This is a genomic window from Melioribacteraceae bacterium (assembly GCA_030584085.1).
Lineage (GTDB): Bacteria > Bacteroidota > Ignavibacteria > Ignavibacteriales > Melioribacteraceae > SURF-28.
In genome coordinates this window covers 1944379-1965218 of the sequence record CP129490.1, presented here as the reverse complement: position 1 = coordinate 1965218, position 20840 = coordinate 1944379, and the positions used below count along the sequence as shown (strand labels likewise).

At 34.6% G+C, this 20840-nt stretch carries 19 protein-coding genes; 12 read left to right on the top strand and 7 right to left on the bottom strand.

Annotated features, from left to right (window positions below):
* Positions 1-57: 57 nt before the first annotated feature.
* The 4 genes from QY331_08955 to lat all read right to left on the bottom strand — a co-directional run bounded on the left by QY331_08955 (position 58) and on the right by lat (position 3868).
* Positions 58-402, bottom strand: coding sequence for a histidine triad nucleotide-binding protein (locus QY331_08955; protein WKZ68082.1), 345 nt, complete (start codon positions 400-402; stop codon positions 58-60).
* On the bottom strand, positions 402-1760 hold the full coding sequence (locus QY331_08950) for a sigma-54 dependent transcriptional regulator (protein ID WKZ68081.1): 1359 nt from the start codon (positions 1758-1760) through the stop codon (positions 402-404). The genes QY331_08955 and QY331_08950 overlap by 1 nt, the downstream gene beginning before the upstream one ends.
* A 7-nt stretch (positions 1761-1767) precedes the next feature.
* On the bottom strand, positions 1768-2400 hold the full coding sequence (locus QY331_08945; protein ID WKZ68080.1) for a hypothetical protein: 633 nt from the start codon (positions 2398-2400) through the stop codon (positions 1768-1770).
* 127 nt (positions 2401-2527) lie between these two features.
* Complete coding sequence (lat, locus tag QY331_08940) at positions 2528-3868, bottom strand: L-lysine 6-transaminase (protein WKZ68079.1); 1341 nt, start codon at positions 3866-3868, stop codon at positions 2528-2530.
* A 268-nt stretch (positions 3869-4136) separates the two neighbouring features.
* On the opposite strand from lat, the gene QY331_08935 reads away from it, so the two are divergent.
* From QY331_08935 to QY331_08880, 12 genes are all read left to right on the top strand, one after another.
* Positions 4137-4733: a hypothetical protein gene (locus tag QY331_08935; protein ID WKZ68078.1), complete on the top strand. Its 597-nt coding sequence runs from the start codon at positions 4137-4139 to the stop codon at positions 4731-4733.
* A gap of 132 nt (positions 4734-4865) precedes the next feature.
* Entirely contained in the window at positions 4866-5300 is a 435-nt protein-coding gene (locus QY331_08930; GenBank protein ID WKZ68077.1) for an Rrf2 family transcriptional regulator, read from the top strand.
* Positions 5301-5319: 19 nt separating this feature from the next.
* On the top strand, positions 5320-6852 hold the full coding sequence (locus QY331_08925) for an aldehyde dehydrogenase family protein (GenBank protein ID WKZ68076.1): 1533 nt from the start codon (positions 5320-5322) through the stop codon (positions 6850-6852).
* A 14-nt stretch (positions 6853-6866) separates the two neighbouring features.
* Entirely contained in the window at positions 6867-8147 is a 1281-nt protein-coding gene (locus QY331_08920; GenBank protein WKZ68075.1) for a bifunctional lysine ketoglutarate reductase /saccharopine dehydrogenase family protein, read from the top strand.
* Between the two features lie 38 nt (positions 8148-8185).
* On the top strand, positions 8186-8953 hold the full coding sequence (locus tag QY331_08915; GenBank protein ID WKZ68074.1) for a hypothetical protein: 768 nt from the start codon (positions 8186-8188) through the stop codon (positions 8951-8953).
* Positions 8954-9009: 56 nt separating this feature from the next.
* Positions 9010-9729 carry a pyridoxine 5'-phosphate synthase gene (locus tag QY331_08910; protein WKZ68073.1) on the top strand — a complete coding sequence of 240 codons (720 nt, stop codon included), beginning with the start codon at positions 9010-9012 and terminating at the stop codon, positions 9727-9729.
* 69 nt (positions 9730-9798) lie between these two features.
* Positions 9799-10587 carry a TIGR02757 family protein gene (locus QY331_08905; protein ID WKZ68072.1) on the top strand — a complete coding sequence of 263 codons (789 nt, stop codon included), beginning with the start codon at positions 9799-9801 and terminating at the stop codon, positions 10585-10587.
* 85 nt (positions 10588-10672) lie between these two features.
* On the top strand, positions 10673-11956 hold the full coding sequence (locus QY331_08900) for an MFS transporter (protein ID WKZ68071.1): 1284 nt from the start codon (positions 10673-10675) through the stop codon (positions 11954-11956).
* A complete protein-coding gene (locus QY331_08895; GenBank protein WKZ68070.1) occupies positions 11953-12276 on the top strand; it encodes a PqqD family protein in 324 nt (107 codons plus the stop codon). The genes QY331_08900 and QY331_08895 overlap by 4 nt, the downstream gene beginning before the upstream one ends.
* 56 nt (positions 12277-12332) lie before the next feature.
* Positions 12333-13070, top strand: coding sequence for a hypothetical protein (locus QY331_08890; protein WKZ68069.1), 738 nt, complete (start codon positions 12333-12335; stop codon positions 13068-13070).
* Between the two features lie 9 nt (positions 13071-13079).
* Entirely contained in the window at positions 13080-14039 is a 960-nt protein-coding gene (locus QY331_08885) for an aminopeptidase (GenBank protein ID WKZ68068.1), read from the top strand.
* Positions 14040-14187: 148 nt separating this feature from the next.
* A complete protein-coding gene (locus QY331_08880) occupies positions 14188-16377 on the top strand; it encodes a UvrD-helicase domain-containing protein (GenBank protein ID WKZ68067.1) in 2190 nt (729 codons plus the stop codon).
* A gap of 39 nt (positions 16378-16416) precedes the next feature.
* Here the strand turns inward: QY331_08880 and QY331_08875 are convergent, their stop codons facing one another.
* From QY331_08875 to QY331_08865, 3 genes are all read right to left on the bottom strand, one after another.
* Complete coding sequence (locus QY331_08875) at positions 16417-17622, bottom strand: ATP-dependent 6-phosphofructokinase (GenBank protein ID WKZ68066.1); 1206 nt, start codon at positions 17620-17622, stop codon at positions 16417-16419.
* Positions 17623-17755: 133 nt separating this feature from the next.
* Positions 17756-19393 carry an alanine/glycine:cation symporter family protein gene (locus QY331_08870; GenBank protein WKZ68065.1) on the bottom strand — a complete coding sequence of 546 codons (1638 nt, stop codon included), beginning with the start codon at positions 19391-19393 and terminating at the stop codon, positions 17756-17758.
* Between the two features lie 33 nt (positions 19394-19426).
* Positions 19427-20812: a sodium-dependent transporter gene (locus QY331_08865; GenBank protein WKZ68064.1), complete on the bottom strand. Its 1386-nt coding sequence runs from the start codon at positions 20810-20812 to the stop codon at positions 19427-19429.
* Between the last annotated feature and the right edge of the window lie 28 nt (positions 20813-20840).

Here is a 20840-nt window from a genome sequence, read left to right as displayed (position 1 = left end):
CAAAAACCCAACCCCGATTAATCGGGGTTGGGCTTTTAATTGCAAATTTATGCCCTCTCAACCCGGAGGCCAATTCATTTGTCTGCCTCCAAGTAAGTGCATATGCAGATGATAAACTTCCTGTCCACCGTTATTTCCGCAATTCATCACAAGTCTAAAACCATTTTCTGAAATTCCTTGATCTTCAGCTATTTTATTTGCTGCATCAAACATTTCTCCCAATAATCGAGCATGCTCCGAACCTTTAATATCTGTGACTTTAGGAATTTCAATCTTAGGTATAATTAGAATATGAACAGGTGCCTTTGGATTGATATCACGGAAAGCTAAAACCGAATCTGATTCATAAACTATATCCGCCGGAATTTCTTTGTTAATTATTTTTGAAAAAATGGTGCTCATTAGTCGCTCCCTTTTTCAATTTCGTATTTTTTCATTTTGCTGTATAAATGACTTCTTTGAATTCCTAAAACATCTGCGGTTTTGCTAATGTTCCAGCTATTTGTTTCAAGTTGTTTCAAGATAAAAGCTCTTTCTGCTTTTTCCTTAAATTCTTGGAAAGAATTTGTAACACTCAAAATATCATCCATTTTTGAATCAGAATGGGGAATAAGATTTATAATTTCCTTTTCGCCAATTTCTTCTTGCGGTACCATAATAACAATCCGTTCAACTAAATTTCGAAGTTCACGAACATTACCGGTCCATGGTAATTTTTCAAAAAGTTCAATGGCTTTTTTATCGAATTTTTTATGCGGGAATTTATTTTTTTCGCAAATCTTCTTTGTAAAGTGTTCGATCAAAATTGGAATATCTTCTTTTCGTTCTCGAAGCGGAGGAATATTAATCGGAATTACATTTAATCTATGGAAAAGATCTTCACGGAAATTACCTTCTTCAATTTCTTTTTTGAGATCTTTATTTGTAGCCGAAATTATTCTTACATCGACCGAAATTTTGGTACCGCCACCGACACGTTCAATTTTACCGTCTTCGATTGCTCGTAAAACTTTTGCCTGCGCTTGAATACTCATATCCCCGATTTCATCCAAGAAAAGATCACCGCCTGATGCTTGCTCAAATTTTCCGATTCTTTGTTTTATTGCGCCGGTAAATGAACCTTTCTCGTGTCCAAATAATTCCGATTCAATTAACTCGTTTGGAATTGCGGCACAATTCACTTCAACTAATTCTTTTTTGATTCTGCTTCCGTATTTATGAATAGCTCTTGCGACAAGTTCCTTCCCCGTACCGTTTTCACCGGTTATTAAAATTCTTGCATCCGTTGGTGCAACTCTTTTGATAGTATCTAAGATATTTTTTATGGCGGGACTTGAACCCAGAATATTATCTTCATCTCCAAGATCATCCTTAAGCTTTTTATTTTCTTTTAGCAAAGATGATTGTTCAACGGCATTTCGTACGCTAATTAAGATCTTATCACGATCAATTGGCTTTTCTACAAAATCGAATGCACCCAATTTTGTTGCTTTAATTGCATTTTCCAAACTACTGTGTGCGGAGATCATTATCACTTTAATAGAAATGTGTTGGTCTTGAATCCATTTTAAAACTTCAAATCCGTTTTTCTCGGGCATTTGGATATCAAGCAGAAGAGCATCGTACTCGCTGTCTTTTAACTTTATTATTCCTTCATTTGATGATGTTGTGTAATCTACTTCATAATCTTCGTATTCCAGAATCATTTTAATACTTTCACATATCTCTCGTTCATCATCGATAATTAATATTGTTGACATATATAACTCAGTTGGTTAGTCGAAAGTAAAATAAATTATAAACTCTTAATATTTCTGAAGGCAACAAGTTTTGATTTTCTCTTAGCGCAATTCCGTATAGTTCCCCGAGATTATTAATTTTCATATCGCGGTAATCAAGAAAACCCTCTACTTTAAACGCAGCTTCAAAAAACTCAACAAAGATACCCATAAATTTGGAAAGTTTGAATAAAGTTACCGTGTTAGATAAATAAGCACTTCCAAAGAAATGAGCAATTTTATCTTTATCACCGAATTTACTTTTCGGTGAATTAAAGAATAGGTTTTTAGGTAGATTATCAATTTTTTTTTGAAATAACTTTTCGTCAACATGAGATAGTGGTAGATTAAGTTTCAAGCCAATTATGGGGACTTGGATCGGTAAATATTGAAAAGCCAATGCGGAAAATGCGATAGTTAACAAAGCTTCAGAAACATCACCATTCTGATATTTAACTGCTTCAATAAACAATGAATCCAATGCATCAATATCATTATTGACTCTTATTATATTTTCAAAATGCGGTGAGATAATATATTCCGATAACTTGCTGACGCTTTCATCAAGCGGTTGAGAGAATAAACAGTATGGAATTATTAAAACAATAAAATATTTTTTCACAGAGTGAATATAAAAAAAGGGAATAGAATAATGTTTTTGTCGCTACGTAAAAAAAAGATCCCCACTAAAAATATGTGGGGATGACTAATATTTTATGTCATTCCCGCGAAAGCGGGAATCTCTTCAGTTAAATCTTTGCAAGTACTTTTTTAATGATACTTACCGCCTCATCAATATGTTTTTCGGCAACGTTTAGAGGTGGACGGAATCTTACCGATCTTTTCCCGCAACCCAACATAAGAACTTTATTATTGTACAATTCATCGAGGAATTTATTTCTTATATCCGGAGTCGGGAGATCAAACGAACACATTAATCCAAGTCCGCGTGCTTGTGAAACCAATTCCGGAAATTGAATTTGTAATTCTTGCAAGTTATGTAGTAGATATTCACCAACTACTTTTGAATTTTCAACCAGATTTTCTTCATGAATAATTTCTAAGAATTTCTGTGAACGAACCATGTCAACTAAGTTTCCTCCCCAAGTGGAATTTATTCGGCTTGATTTATGGAAGACATTGTTTTCGACCTCATCAACTCTGTCGCTTACCATAATTCCGCAGACTTGCATTTTTTTCCCGAAAGCAACTATATCCGGTTTTACATAATGTTCATAAGCCCACATTTTGCCGGTCAGACCAATTCCGGTTTGAACTTCATCAAACATCAACATGATATCGTTCTCGTCTGCAATTTCTCTTAGTTTTATAAAGAATTCTTTTCGAAAGAATATATCACCGCCTTCTGCTTGAATCGGTTCAACAATAATTGCAGCAATATCATCTTCGTTATATTTAATTGCCTCATAAATTTCATTTATCGCAATTTCTTCTAACTTGATTATCTCTTTTAAGTTATCATCCAATGGAAATTTGATTTTTGGATTTGTTATTCTCGGCCAATTGAATTTCGGGAAGTACATTATCTTATTCGGATCGGTATTGGTTAATGACATTGTGTAACCTGATCTACCGTGAAATGCATCCTTAAAATGAATTACTTGAGTTCCTTTTTCTTCTTTATAACCTTTTTCAAAATTCTTTCGGATTTTCCAATCGAATGCAGTTTTCAATCCATTCTCGACAGCGAGTGAACCACCGGCGATGAAAAACAAATGTTTGAAATGATCCGGCACGGCTACTTCACTAAATGTTTTAACAAAGTGAGCCATTTCTTTTGTATAAACATCAGAGTTTGAGGGTTTTGTCAATGCTGCTTTTCCGATTCTGCTAATAAAATCTTCGTTGTTCAATTTTGGATGATTCAATCCAAGTGGGGAAGAAGCAAAAAATGAAAACATGTCCAAATACTCATCACCGTTTCTTGAATCGACTATTTTTAAATCATGGCTGTTTTCCAAATCAAGGACTAATTTCATTCCATCGGCTAACATTCTTTGACTGATAATTTTGTGAACATCTTCGGCTTTTACAATTTCTTCGCTCTGTTTAAGAGTTTCATTGTTCATATTTACTCCGCTTTTATAAATAAAAAGAATTAATTCTTTGTAAATCGTGAGAACTAATTGAATTTGGTACTTATGTTATGAGGATTAGAATACGTGTTCGAAGCGGGAAACTACGTAACTTTTGAGGGATTTTAATCCGGTTATTTTATGGAAATCTTTGTAATGCTGCATAAATAACCTATTTGTTTGATTGAAACTTATAAATTAACTTCCGGCAAGTCAATATCAAAAAAATATTCTTATATTTAGTTCTAATTTTGATACGAATGTGAAACGATATTTTTACATATTAATTACACTACTTTTCATTTTATTGTTTAGTTCTTGTGATGAGGACAAGATCCCATCAAAAATATTCTTCTCTCAGGAAAACTCATTTTTATCTCCCAAAACAACCGATTTTGATCTAGGAATTACTTTTGCCTCGCCAATAAAATGGGATTTGCGAAATACAGAGATTTCGAAAAGAATTGAAGGAAGAGGAAATACCAAAGGATTTGATGGTGATTTTATTTTTAGTCCAAGTTACGTCTACTTTGATGATTCTACAAATTCGGTTTTGAGTTTAGGTAAAGTTATTCCTCCCGATTCGTTAGTTAACAATCCGAGTGTGATGAATTATTATTCCCAAATATTAGTATCAAAAAAGAGTATTGAAACAGATTATGAAATCGATCAATTTAGTAAAGACGGAATAAAATTCACGCAATTTTCTATAGATAGAGGAACAATCGTATCAAAGAGAATTGTTTTCCAGAATAAATTTAATGAGATAATTCAATTCGAATACACTTCCCGAAAAAATTTCTTTGATACTGAATATCAAAAGATTCTTCAATCGATTGGATCGATTAAACTTCTGTAAAGCGACGATCCCTCGTCGCTTACCCATAAATTTGTTAGTCCAAAATATTCGACCATGGATGATCGTTTTACAATAATGACTTGCCTTTCAATTCTGAATATGTTACACTTACTGTAACAAATAAAGAAAATTATGTCAGCATCTACAAAATTATCAACATCAGTCAAAGCGTTAAGTTATTTAGCATCCAAACATCCAATTCCACAGAACAGTTCGCAGATCGCAGAATATATTGGAACAAATGCATCGAAGCTGCGAAGATTGATGTCTTTGCTGACTAAAAGTGACATCGTAAAAAGTACGCAGGGTACAAGTGGAGGATTTTTATTAAATAAAGATCCGAAAGTTTTGCATCTTCAAGAGATTTACTGCGCTATTGAAGACAGAAAAGCATTCCATTTAGATGTAAACAAAAATGGCGGTAAACAGAAAAATGTTTCACAGACATTTAATAAATATTTTTTAAATCTCTTTGCTGATGTGCAAGTTGATATCGAAAACAAAATGAAAAAAATAAACTTACTATCAATAATGAAACAAACCGGAATCAAATCATCATTTAAATGATTTTGATATGGAGGAAAAAATGGATTTCTTAAAAGTACTTGGAATCAAAGATGAAAATCTTGGTGCATCTACTGGATTAAAGTGGTATGGACAAAAATCAGGTGATAAATTAGACGTCAAATCACCGGTTGATGGAAAACATATCGCGACAGTTTATCAAGCATCGGAAGAAGATTATGAAACCGTTGCAAAAATATCTCATGAAGCATTTCTAAAGTGGAGAAGAATACCCGCACCCAAAAGAGGTGAAGTTGTTAGACTTGTAGGACAACAATTACGAAAATTCAAAGAACCGCTTGGCAAATTAGTCTCATACGAAATGGGTAAATCTTTGCAGGAAGGATTGGGCGAAGTACAAGAGATGATTGATATTTGTGATTTTTCAGTTGGTCTTTCTCGTCAACTCTACGGTTTTACCATGCAGTCCGAAAGACCAAATCATAGAATGTATGATCAATATCATCCGCTTGGAATTGTCGGAACGATTAGCGCATTTAATTTTCCGGTTGCAGTTTGGTCGTGGAATGCAATGATTGCGACAGTCTGCGGTGATACAAACATTTGGAAACCTTCATCCAAAGTACCGTTAACTGCAATTGCAGTTCAAAACATTCTTGCTGACGTTATTAAAGAAAACGAATTGCCCGAAGGTTTATTCTCACTCGTAATTGGTAGAGGAAAAACTGTAGGCGAAAGAATGCTGAATGATAAAAGAGTTCCGTTAATTTCTGTTACTGGATCTACATCGGTTGGAAGACATGCAGCACAGGTTGTATCAAAAAGATTCGGAAGAACAATACTGGAGCTTGGCGGTAATAATGCGATAATTTTAACTCCAAATGCTGATCTTAAAATTGCTATCCCAGCAATAGTTTTTGGTGCGGTTGGAACTGCCGGACAGAGATGCACATCAACTAGAAGAATTATCTTGCATGAATCAATCTATGATAAAGTAAAAGACTCATTACTAAAAGCATACGCCACATTGAAAATCGGGACATCATTGGATGCTTCGAATCATGTTGGCCCGCTCATCGATAAAGCTGCAGTTGAAGATTTCACAAACGCAATCAAAAAAGTAAAAGAAGAAGGCGGTAAAATAATTTTTGGCGGTGAAGTTTTGCAAGGTGAAGGTTATGAATCCGGTTGTTATGTTAAACCGGCAATTGCCGAAGTAGAAAACCATTTTCAAATTGTTCAAGAAGAAACATTCGCTCCGTTACTATATTTAATTAAATATTCGGGTGAAGTCAGCAATGCTATTGAAATACAAAATAATGTTGTACAAGGACTATCATCTGCCATTTTCTCAACCGATGTAAGAGAAACAGAAGAATTCCTATCAGCATGGGGAAGTGACTGTGGAATTGCAAATGTTAACATCGGAACATCCGGTGCGGAAATCGGTGGAGCATTTGGTGGTGAAAAAGAAACCGGCGGAGGTCGTGAGTCAGGTTCTGATGCATGGAAAGCATATATGCGTCGCCAAACAAATACAATTAATTTCGGAAAAGAATTACCTCTGGCACAAGGTATTAAATTCGATATATAACTATATTGAGGCTAATGAAAAAGATACTCGGTATAAGAAAAGAAATAAAAAATAAGTGGGAGCGAAGGGTAACCTTAACTCCCACAGCCGTATCTGAACTAAGTAAGAATTTTGGAATTAAAACTTTATTCCAATTATGTGAAAAAAGAATTTTTGACGATCAAGACTACATTGATGCCGGAGCTGAAGCGAGAGAAATTCTTGATGAAGCTGAAATCATTCTTGCCGTAAAAGAAATTCCTATAAAACATATTCTCGAGAATAAAATCTATTTATTCTTCTCTCACACGATTAAAGGGCAGCCATACAATATGCCTTTGCTTCAAATCCTCATCGATAAAAAATGCACACTTATTGATTATGAACCCATTAAAGATGAAAATGATCGAAGACTCGTTTTCTTTGGTAGACATGCCGGTTATGCCGGAATGGTTAATGGTTTGTCTACTCTCGGGAAAAGATTAAGTGCGTTAGGAACTCCAAATCCATTTGAAAAAATAAAGCAAGCAAAAGATTATCCCGACTTGGAAACAGCCAAGGAAGAAATCAAAATGTTGGGAGAAAATTTAGAATTACCTGATGAAATAAATCCGTTAGTTATAGGAATTACAGGTTATGGAAATGTATCAATCGGTGCACAAAAAATAATAGATTTACTTCCGGTGACACAAATTTCGCCAAGTGAGTTAGTTACTGTCAAGTTAGAAAAAAACAAAATCTATAAAGTTGTTTTCAAAGAAGAAGATATTGTTGAACGGATTGACGGAAGTAATTTTGACTTAGAAGAATACTACAACGAACCGGAAAAATATCAGTCTAAGTTTGATCAATATTTACCTAAGGTAAATTTATTGGTCAACGCAATTTATTGGGAAGAAAAATATCCACGATTAGTTACAAAAGAATTTATTGCAAATAATTATCTTAAAAACTTAATTGCAATTGCAGATTTAAGTTGTGACATAAACGGCTCAATAGAAATGACAGAAAAAGCAACACTTTCCGGAAATCCCGTTTTCATTTACGATCCTAAAACAAACTCAATTGAAGATGGATTTCGCGGAAACGGAATTGCGCTAATGACAGTTGATAATCTGCCCGCGGAAATTCCGGTTGAATCTTCCGAATGGTTCAGTAAATCATTGATGCCGTTAGTCCCAAAATTATTTGAAGCAGATTATTCAAAGGATTTTGAGCAATTGAATTTAAGCGATGAATTAAAAAATGCATGTGTTGTTTATAAAGGTGAGTTGACACCAAACTTTAAGTATTTGGAAGAATATTTGGCAAATTAATTATTAACCACTAAGTGCACAAAGAGTCACAAAGCGATATGCAATCACTCAAAAAAGAAATAGCAGAGCAATGGAATCAACTCAAATCACTCGACAAAAAAGTGGTGATTATTTTTCTTGCTGTTGCGGTTCTTCAAACTATCTCTTGGTATTACACTTCAAGAAAATTTTTCAGAGCTAATTTTTATTATCAGTATTTCGCCGACAATCAATTTGTTAAACTCTTCGAATATTTATTCTGGTTTATTGGTGATTTTGTCACTTTATTTTTACTTCCTTCTTTAATCATTCTTTTTATCTTCAAAGAAAAAATCTCCGATTACGGAATCAAGTTTGGTGATTACAAATTTGGTTTTATTGTTACGTTAATTTCAATTGCAGTAATGCTCCCGGTTCTTTGGCTTGTCTCAGCATCGCCAGAATTCGCTGCAAAGTATCCACATCTTCAAACGGCAAAAAGTGATTGGACGATTTTTCTTATTTATGAAATCGGCATGCTGATTTACTTATTCGCTTGGGAATTTATTTGGCGCGGTTTTATGCTGTTCGGTTTAGAAAAAAAGTTTGGATATTATGCTGTCTTTATTCAGATGATTCCGTTTGTTATCCTACATAACGGCAAACCTGAACTTGAAACTTTCAGCTCGATTATCGGAGGAATAATTTTAGGAATTGTTGCATTACGTACAAGATCATTTTTATATGGAGTCTTTATTCATTTTGCAATCATGTTGGGAATCGATCTTTTTTCAACTATTCGTGGTAAAACTGAAAGTATAAGTGAATTATTATCAAGATTATTTTAAGAAATATAAAATATTCTCTATTTTTATTTCGTTAATTCAAAATCATAGGTGGCAGAATGTTATTTAGTCTGAATGTCGATCACGTTGCGTTTTTAAGAAATGCAAGAATGGAAGTCAATCCCGATCCTGTTACGTATGCTTTAATGGCAGAACAATATGGTGTTGATGGAATAGTTGTACACTTGCGTGAAGATAGAAGACATATAAACGAAAGAGATCTGCGTTTGATGCGAGAAATGTTGACTACAAAATTAGATCTTGAAATGGCTGCCGTTGAAGAGATAATCAAAATTGCAATAGATGTTCAGCCGGAATTAGTTACAATCGTTCCTGAAAAGAGGCAAGAACTCACAACAGAAGGTGGAATTAATGTAATCGATAATATTGATCATCTTAGGACAACAATTGAAAGAATGCACGAAGCCGAAATTCCGGTTTCACTTTTTATTGAACCGGAAATTGCACAGATAGACGCCTCCGCCGAAATTGAAACCGACTTTATAGAAATTCACACTGGTAATTATGCAAACGCTGTTTCGGAAGAAGATATGTTTGATGAACTCGAAAAAATAAGAATGGCCGCGAAACATGCGAAAAAATTGGGTCTTGGCGTAAATGCCGGTCACGGACTAAATTACAATAATATGAAACAATTCATAGCGATTGAAGATATTGACGAAGTAAGTATCGGTCAAGCTGTTGTCGCACGCTCTGTATTTGTCGGATTAGAAAAAGCAGTTCGAGAAATGATTGAGTTAATTCGGTTGGCTAAGTAAGATTCGATTTACGTTATTTATAAACTATTGATTCAATGTTCATAAAATTTCTTCTTACAAGTACAACCTATGACAAAAAAAGAAAAACTCCTCAAACAAAAATTAGATTATCATTACAAGTATTTTGACTTCACAAAAATCTCACCCGATCCATTGGAATTTCTTCATCGATATAACAATTATTTTGATATAGAAATTTCAGCTTTATTATCTTCAGTCTTTGCCTATGGAAATGTTAAGCAAATCAATACAACTCTTGGAAAACTGCATACAATCATGTATCGTAAGCCTTCTGAGTTCATTCAAAATTACAATCCGAAAAAAGATTATAAATTATTTAATGATATTGTTCATAGGTTTTATACATCCCAAGATATTGCATCTCTGTTTAGTACATTAAATAAAATTTACTTGACTTATGGTTCACTAAAAAAGTTATTTCTTCTATACTATTTTCAAGAAGAACAGCATTTAAAAAATACAATTCACTTCTTCTCAAGAAATATGATTGAGATTCTGGCTGATCATAAAAAACCAAGTAGGGGAATGATATTCATGTTTCCCGATCCATATAAAGGAAGTGCATGCAAAAGGACAAATTTATTACTTAGATGGATGGTTAGAAAAGATGAACTTGATTTTGGTTTATGGTATGAAATACCCACAAATAAACTTGTAATACCGGTTGATACTCACATCGCAAAAATTTGTTCTAGATTAAAATTAACTAAACAAAAAAATGTGTCATGGAAAATGGCAGAAGAGATCACTGATAATCTTAAAAAATTTGACGAGAATGATCCTGTAAAATATGATTTTGCAATTTGCCACATCGGTATGAGAAAAATGCAATTCTAAAAATCTTTATTTGTTCACTTAATCAAAATAGAATATATTAATCCTTTGAATCAAAAATCTACTAATAAAATCTTGTGAGTAAATTATGACCGATCAACATTTGAATGCAAGAAAAGAACCACCAAAATTTTATCGATGGTTAGTTCTTGTCGTAATTAGTATTGCAATGTTTGGCAATTACTATGTATATGATAGTATTGCACCGATTGCTGATATTCTTAAATCCGATCTGGGTTATTCCGATGAAAACATTGGACAGCTTTATTCATTTTATAGCATAGCCGCGATTGTTGTTTTGTTGATTGGTGGAATCATCATTGATAAATACGGTACGAAGAAATCTACATTAATGTTCGGTGCAATTTGTTCTGTCGCCGGAATTATAACTGCTCTTTCTCCTGATTTAACCATAATGATTTCCGGTAGAGTTTTATTAGGGCTTGGTGCGGAACCACTGATCGTTGCAATCACAACTGCACTTGCAAAATGGTTTAAAGGAAAAGAACTTAGCTTTGCTTTCGGAATAAATTTAACTATAGCTCGTCTCGGTTCAGTTGCAGCCGATAATTCTCCATCTTGGGCGAGCGGTGTTTATACTAACTGGCAAGACCCGTTATATTTATCCGCAATGATCGGTTTAAGCTGCGTAGTTGCCGGATTTACATATTTCATTTTAGAAGGAAATGCTGAAAAAAGATATTCACTTGGTGAGGCTGCAGAAACCGAAAAATTTGTTTGGAGTGATTTATTCAAATTCGGGAAATCTTATTGGTACATTGTTGGTCTTTGTATCGTTTTTTACTCTGCAATTTTTCCATTCAGAAGTTTTGCGATTAAATTTTTTATTGAAGCACATGGCGAATCACGTGAGTTTGCCGGATTCTTAAACAGTATTCTTCCATTATCTGCAATGATTGCAACCCCAATTTTTGGTTTGATTGTCGATAAGGTCGGAAAGCGTTCTCTTTTCATGATGGTTGGTTCGATCGTATTATTGCCAGTGTACCTGATGATGGTTTATACAGATATTTCATTGTATGTCCCAATAGTTTTGATGGGAATTGCTTTTTCATTGATACCTGCTGTCATGTGGCCATCAGTTGCATATATTGTTAAAGAAAATAGACTAGGAACTGCCTATTCATTAATGACATTAATTCAGCAAGTCGGTTTAGCTGGATTTAATTGGATGATAGGTGCGGCTAATGATTATGGTGGTGCATCTGTAGAAAATCCACAAGGTTATGAATACGGAATGTGGATATTCTCTGTTTTAGGCTTCTTCGGTTTATTCTTCTCGTTTATGTTACGAAGAAGCGAAATGGGTCCCGGCGGACATGGTTTAGAAAATCCTTCCGGTTCGAAATGAAAGAAATCCTGAATTATATTCCGGTTAGGGAATGTAGTCATGAAATAAAAGATGACAAAGTGTTTGTTATCTATGATAAATTTGAGAAAACATGGTTTGATAAAATCATCAAACCAAAGAAAGAAAAAATTGCTCGAATAGAACTTGATGAAGTAGGGTCTTTTATTTGGTTGAATTGTGACGGAAAAAATAAATCGGAAGATCTAGTTAAGTTAGCTCAGGAGAAATTTACAGATTACGAACAAATTGAGCAGAGAGTTTTACTATTTCTTACACAATTGGAAAGCAAAAAGTTTATTCGTTTTTACACCATTAAATGATGTGGTTTAAGCTTATTTTTTGTACTTTAAGACATCAATACTCTTTTTTGGAATAAATGAAAAAATATACATTCATATCAATATTTTTATTACTCGGGTTTTCATCTTTAAACGCCCAAACATTCGGATTCGGTTGCCTCGGTTTAAGTGGTTTTTACGGTGGTTACGGTATACATACTTATGAAGCATCCGGTTTGAATCAATCATTAAATTCAGTACATAATAATTTGTCGCCGCAATCCGGAACAATTAATTTTGAAAAAGCAACCGGATTCAGAGCCGGAGCAAATATACTAAGAGCGGATTTCAATAAAGTATTTATCACTGCAAAAGGATTTTTTCAATTTTCGAAAGAAACAAAGAATTTCGAATTTACCACAGGTACAGATCCATCGAAATTAGATTTGGAATTAATTACTAATCATTGGGGAATTGGTATCGATTTCGGATTTCCGGTTTTCTCATTTCTAAATCTTAAACTGATAGAAGGTGGAGTAACTTTTTATAACATCGAATTCAAAGAAAAACTTTTTGTAAATGATGAAGAAATCAGCGACGAGGCTTACACAAACGATGAGACTGAAATTGGTTATTATGTGGGCACAGGTTTGATAATTAATTTAATTGAAGGTTACATCAGCATTGAAGGTTCTGCAATGTATCACTTCTATAAAATTGATTCCGTTCAAAACTCAGACGGAATTAGTTACCCTATCGCATCGGTAAATTCACCTTTTATTGAAAAGGGTGGATTTGCTGCCGCAGTTCAACTTAATATTGGTTTTCCACTTTAAGGAGATTATATGGCACTAACAAAATTAGACAAAGCTTCCCAAATAGCTATAAGAGACTGTATGGGAGCTAAGAAGAAAGAAACAATTCTTGTAGTTACAGATGAGCTCAAACGCGAAATCGGATTATCACTTTATGAAAATGCGAAATCTTTAGGTCACGAAGCTTTATTTATCGAAATGAAATCACGCGAAATTAATGGTGAAGAACCACCGGTGTATGTAGCCGACCTAATGAAAAAATTTGATGTTGTTCTTTGTCCAACCGCAAAGTCATTAACACATACAGACGCTAGGAGAAATGCTTCGGCTTCGGGAGTCAGAGTTGCAACATTCCCGGGAATTACAAAAGAGGTAATGATACGCGGATTGAACGCAGACTATAAAAAAATTGCCGCTTTAACTCTTAAACTAAAAAAACGCTTGGAGAAAACTAATGTTGTGCGTGTTACTACTGCAAGAGGTACGGATATTACACTGCCTGTTGCAAATCGTAAAGTCATTCCAAGTAAAGGCTTATTTCATAAAAAAGGGGAAAGCGGTAATCTTCCAACCGGTGAAGCCTTTCTTGCTCCGATTGAAGGCAAATCTGAGGGTGTTTTTATTGCTGACGGTTCTTTTGCAGGAGTTGGAATGTTGAAAACTCCAATCAAAATAAAAGTTGAAAAAGGTCTTGCAACTGAAATTTCCGGAGGGAGAGAAGCTGAGCAATTATGGAAAATGATTTCAAAATTTGGAGATAAAGGAAGGAATATCGCAGAATTTGGAATCGGTACGAATGATAAGGCAAAATTAAGCGGAATGTTGCTAGAAGACGAAAAAGTTTTAGGGACTGTACATATTGCGCTCGGTGATAATAAAAGCATGGGCGGAAAAGTTCATGTTCCTTTACATTTGGATGGAGTGATCAAACAACCTGATGTCTATTTTGATGATAGACTTATAATGAAAAAGGGTAAACTCCTTATATAGATTTTTTAAAAAATATTTAAGAAAAACGATCAAAAACCGGGTTTATCGCCCGGTTTTTTGCTTTAGAATTTAGTAAGCCGGATTTTTTGTTTAATTATTAAGTATTGCGTATATTTGCAAACTAAATTTTCAAAAAATCGGGATTTACATGTCGAAATCAAAGATTTTAGAAACACTTAATCCAGCCCAAGCCGGAGCGGTAGAATTCAATTCCAAACCCCATATGATTGTAGCCGGTGCAGGATCAGGAAAAACTAAGGTATTAACTCATAAAATTGCATACATTCTCGCTGATGGATTTGAACCTGAGAACATTTTAGCGCTTACATTTACAAATAAAGCCGCTAATGAAATGAAAGAAAGAATTACTCAGTTAGTTGGTAAAAGAGCAGAAAAAATATGGATGGGCACTTTCCATTCTATACTTGCTAGAATTCTTAGAATGGAAGCAGATAAATTAAATTATAATCACAATTTCTCAATATACGATAAAGAAGACTCGGTTTCTCTTGTAGGTAACCTTATGCAAGAGTTGGAAATTGATATCGAAGGATTAAGTGCGAATAATATTCATCACCGCATTAGCAATTTGAAAAATCAAATGATTAATCCGGATGAATATGAAAAGGATTTTGCCCAAACCCCAAAAGAAAGACAAATTGCAAAAGTTTATAGAGAATATAACAGAAGATTAAAAGTAAATAACGCAATGGATTTTGACGATCTATTGCTCAAACCGATTGAATTATTTAATAGCAATCAGAGAGTTTTACAGAATTATAGAAAACAATTCAAATATATCTTGGTCGATGAATTTCAAGATACTAACAAAGCTCAGTACGAAATAATTAAATTCTTTTATACACCAAGGACAAAAGTTTGCGTTGTTGGTGATGATGCTCAAAGTATTTATGGATGGCGCGGTGCACATATAGGCAACATGTTAGATTTTGAACGCGACTTTGATAAAGCCGAAGTATTTCGACTTGAACAAAATTATAGATCAACAAAAGTAATTTTACAGGCAGCAGATTCTGTTATCAAAAACAATAAGAATCAAATCAAGAAAACACTTTGGACGGAAAATAACGATGGCGAACAGCTCACAATTCTAAAATGTGCCGATGAAAAAGATGAAGCTTTTCAAATAAGTAAACGAATTAAGAAGGAAGTTTCACAAAAGAAAATTTCATTAAATGATATTGCAATTCTTTATCGTGTTAACTCACAATCAAGAGCGTTGGAAGAAGCATTAAGAAGAGATAAAATTCCATACAAAATTGTCGGTGGTGTTGAATTTTACCGTCGTAAAGAAATTAAAGATATTATCGCATACTTAAGAATTTTAGCTAACCAGGAGGATGAAGAAAGTTTGTTAAGAATAATGAACTTTCCTCAAAGAGGAATTGGAAATACGTCAATTTCGAAGATGATTGAATTTGCGCGTAAGTTGGATCTAAGTCTTTTCACTACGATGTCAAGGGTTTTCGAAGTTATTGCTGTAAAAGAAAGAATTCAAAAAAATGTTAAGCAATTCAAACAACTTTTGGACAAATACATTGAATTGAAAGACCAACTCTCGATCGCGGAATTAAGTTCAGCATTAATTGATGAATTAGGAATTCTAAGAATTTACAAAGAAGAGAACTCACAAGATTCTAGACAACGATATGAAAACGTTCAAGAATTATTGAGAGCAATTCAAGAGTATCAAGAGGAGAATAAAGATGCTACGCTCGATAATTTTCTTGAAGAGGTTTCGTTGATTGCCGGTGTGGATCAAATGGATGAATCTCAAAATAGTGTTACTCTAATGACGATTCATTCATCCAAAGGTTTAGAATTCCCGATCGTTTTTGTTACTGGCTGCGAGGAAGATTTATTCCCACTCAATTCTAAATTTGATATGGATGCAAACGATGAAGAGGAGAGAAGATTATTTTATGTCGCGTTAACTAGAGCCGAGAAAAAAGTCTTTATCACTTATGCTAGATCGAGATACAGATTTGGTGAAGTTGCTTACCAAAGTAGATCGAGGTTTTTGGATGAAATTGATCCGGCTACTTATGCCGAATTAAATGGCGGTACGGGAAGAAAATCCGGTAGAAGAAAAAAAGCAACCGACTACGATGAATTTTATCAAGAAAGTTATGATGATGAATATAGTCAAGAGAGAAGATCAGTTAGAGTCGGAAGCAGAGTTCAGCACGAAGTTTTTGGTGAAGGTAAAATTCAATCGATTTCGGGAACCGGTGATTCGCAAAAGATTACAATCGATTTTGAAGAACACGGCGTTAAAACACTTCTAATTAAATTTGCCAATCTAAAATTAGCCTAAAAAAAAGCCCGACTTCTTCAAGAAGTCGGGCTTTTAATTTTAATCACTTGCCATAATAAATAACGGTTTTGATTCAAAACTCTTGTAGAATGGTCTAAGTCTTTCGGTATTGTAATATTTATCTACGTCAACTTTTTTCTTGAAACTTGTCACAACTTCAAGATGTTCGTTATCATATCGTCCGTTTTTAAGAGTTACTAATCTTCCGGAAGTATTTTCAAGTATTAAATCGAGAGCTAAGTTCCCGAACGCCATTGGTACAATAGAATCAATAGCATCTGGATCACCGCATCTGACAATATAACCAAGTCGTTGATTGATTACATTTACACGTTGTCCGTTATTAAACTTCGGTGAAAGTTCCTTCATTTTACTTGAAACCATGTCGCCGATACCGCCAAGTTTTTTGTGACCGAACATATCCATTTCACTGTTTTCAAAAACCATATCACTTTGTCCGTCAAACATTGCGCCTTCTGAAACTAAACAAACAGAGTAATTGCTTGGATTTTTTTGTCTGTCGTAAGTCATTAGTTCTGTCAACTGCTCAACATTAAACTTATGCTCCGGTATAATGCAACGGTTTGCTGCTCCGGCCATTGTAGGAAGCAAGGCAGTAAAACCAGCATATCTTCCGAAAACTTCAATAACTAAAAATCTTTCATGAGAACCGGCAGATGTTCTTAACATATGCGTTAATTCAATTGTTCTAGTCACACAAGTACTAAACCCGATACAATAGTCTGTACCTGGCACATCGTTATCCATTGTTTTAGGAATTGCAATGACTTTCATTCCTTGATTATGAAGATGAACACCATAGCTTAAAGTATCATCACCGCCGATTGGTATCAGGTAATCGAGTCCGAGATAATCGATATTCTTAATTACTTCATCGGTCAAATCATTAATTTCATTTGTGTACTTGTCTTTTAAATGTGTGGGGACATTTACTTTAGGTACATGTGAAGCTCGTGTTCTTGAAGAATGAAGAAAAGTTCCTCCGGTTCTGCCAACTTTGTTAACTAATTCCTCAGTCAGTTTAATATAGTTTCTGCTATTATCGTACTGATCGTCGCGTTGCATTTCAATCATACCGCCCCAACCACGGCGAATACCGATAACTTCATAACCTTCTCTGTTAGCGCGTATAGTTACAGCACGAATTGCGGGGTTCAATCCGGGTACGTCGCCACCACCGGTTAAAATTCCAATCCTACCCTTAATCTTGTTGATGTTTGCCATTCTATCTCCGTAAAGTTCTAATTTTTGCTTCGCAAATATATTAATGGAATGTTACAAATAAAAGATTATAAAAATATGAAACCTTCGAGACTGAAATGAAATATATTTCTTCAATCTCGAAGGTTAGAAAAGGCTATGGTTCTAATTCATGTTTCGCTGAGGTTTCACCTTTAGCTACATACTCTTTATAAGTAAGGTGTTTGTAAGAAAAATATTCTTTAGTAGTTTTTTTCAAAAAACCAGAAAGAAGAATAATTGAAATTAAATTTGGGAAAGTCATAAAACCAAGTGCCGCATCACCAAATCCCCAAACAGCTTCAAGTTCAGCGATAGCACCAATAAATACAAAAAGGAGAAATACCCATTTGTAAATTTTAATTGATTTTTCACCGAATAAATAATCCGACGCTCTATCGCCATAATAAGACCAACTTATTGCTGTAGAGATTGCAAATAACAAAACTGATATCGTTACAATCTTATCACCGTAGGCAAATAACCAACTTAATCCAACTTTAAATGCGTATGAAGTCAAAATACTGCTGTTCATCATTTCACCGGTAAAATTTGGATCTATAAACTTCACATAAAACTCTGTGTGATGCCAAGAACCAGTTGAAAGAATCACTAGTCCGGTTAGTGAACAAATAAGAATGGTATCAATAAATGGTTCGAGAAGTGCAACAGAACCTTCTCTTACCGGATACTTTGTTTTTGCGGTTGAGTGTGCAATTGGTGCTGATCCTTGTCCGGCTTCATTTGAATACAATCCTCGTTTAATTCCCCACATCATGGTATTTAGAATAAATAAAAACATACCCCCGGCAACACCTGCAACTTGAGCAGGTGGATTGAAAGCCATTTCAAAAATTAACATAATACTTTGACCGAGAGAATCGAAGTTTGCAAATAATATAAGCAAAGAAGCAACAACATAAACTGCGGCCATAATTGGTGCTAATAAACCGGTAACTTTACCGATTCTATTAATACCACCAATAATAACAGCGCCGACAACACTTACTAAAAGAAAACCATTTATAATTTGTTGAATTGAAAGCTGGAATCCTTCAAAGACAGCAAACTTTGATGTAAGAAAATGTTGTGAACCTACAATTTGTATCACTTCAGAATAGATTTGATCTGAAGCTGTAAATGATTGAATAGCATTACCGGTTGCGAATGAACAAATAATTGCAAAACTGGCAAATGCAACAGCGAGCCATCTCCAATTAGGTCCTAAACCTCTCTCGATAGTGTACATCGGACCGCCTTGAGTTTTACCTGTGCTATCGAAACTTCTATAATGGAGAGCTAGTGTACACTCCGAAAATTTCAATGTAGTTCCGAAGAAAGCAGTTACCCACATCCAAAAAATTGCACCTGGACCACCGTAATATAGTGCGGTTGCAACGCCGGCAATATTTCCAATACCAACTGTAGCAGATAATGCAGTAGTTAAAGCACGGAAGTGATTTAAGTCTCCCTGATCATTTGGGTCATCATAAATTCCGGCTGTAACTTTTATCCCATGCCAAATATATCTTAGTTGCGGAAACCCTAATTTGATCGAAACAAAAATACCGGTACCGAGTAAAGCAATAACCATGAAAGGAATTGAGCCGATTGGAATATCTTTGGAAGGGAAATTACCTATTGATTCAAAATTTCCGGGAAAAACCCAGACTGTTTCAAAGAAAGAAACACCCCATAAAATAAGAATAACAAATATTATTGAATAGGTTACGAGAGCAGCTAATGATTTTTTCATTATCCTCTTTATTTATTTTAGGAAATAGATTAACTACATACCAAGTGCTTCTAATATTCCCATTGAATGTAATAGGACTAAGAAAATAAGTACAGGCGCAAAATATTTGACAAATATCTGCCACAATGTAATCAGTAATGGATATTTATTAAATAAATTTTCCGCACCATTTTTTAATTCAACAAGTGCTTTATCAAATTTCCAAACGTAAGCGATAAACACTGCGATTAAAAATCCGCCTAAAGGAAGCATTATATTGGAAGTTATATAATCAACTAAATCAAAAAAGTTCAAACCAAACACTGAAAAATCAGAAAGTATATTGAACGATAGGGCAGATGGAATCCCAAGTAAAAATGTAACACCGCCAAAAACAATTACAGCTTTTTTCCGGCTCCATTTTTTTTCATCAACAAAATATGCAGTTATAACTTCAAGTAAAGACATGGCTGAAGTCAAGGCTGCTATAGTCAATAGTATGAAAAAAATTGGACCAAAAAATTCTCCTCCTGGCATCTTTGTAAAAACGACAGGCAATGTATGGAAGATTAAACCTGGTCCGGCATTTGCATCTAAACCAACCGCAAATACTGAGGTGAAAATTGCGATGCCAGCAATTAATGCAATCGAAGTATCAAGAATTACGATCTGAAATGCAGAGGATGGAACGCTATCTTTTTTTGACATGTAACTACCATAGGTGAGCATTGCACCCATTCCCATACTTAAAGTAAAGAAAGCTTGTCCGAGTGCGATTAAAAAAGTCTGTCCGTTTACTTCAGACCAATCGGGATCAAGTAAAAAATTTATACCTGCTTCAGCTCCTTCAAGAGTAATTCCACGTATCATGACAAATATGAGTAAAATGAAAAGCAACGGCATCATTATTTTACTTCCTCGTTCAATACCTTTTTGAACACCTGAAATAACAACCAACATTGTTATGACCATAAAAAAAGCAAAATAACTCATTATCCATGTAACGTTTTGTGTTAGATCAACAAAATGTTCTGCTGCTTTTGTTGGATCAGCATACTGAAAAAAATCACCGGAAATTGATTGATAAATATATCCAACTGACCAGCCTGCGATAACAGCATAAAATGATAAAATGAGAAAACCTGCGATCACGCCCATTCCGCCAACACCGGCCCAGAACTTTGAACCACTTAACGCACGGAATGCACCAACTGGATTTCGTTGTGTTGTGCGGCCGATTAATATTTCACCGACTAATACCGGCAGACCGATTACGGCAGTGCAAAGAAGGTAAATAATTATAAATGCGGAACCACCGTTTTCACCAACAACGTAAGGGAATTTCCAAATGTTTCCTAAACCGATTGCTGAACCGGCAGCTGCTAATATGAATCCAAGTTTTGAACCCCATTGTTCGCGGGAAGGTGAAGGTGTGGACATAATTTCTTCTCAACTATTTTAATGAGTA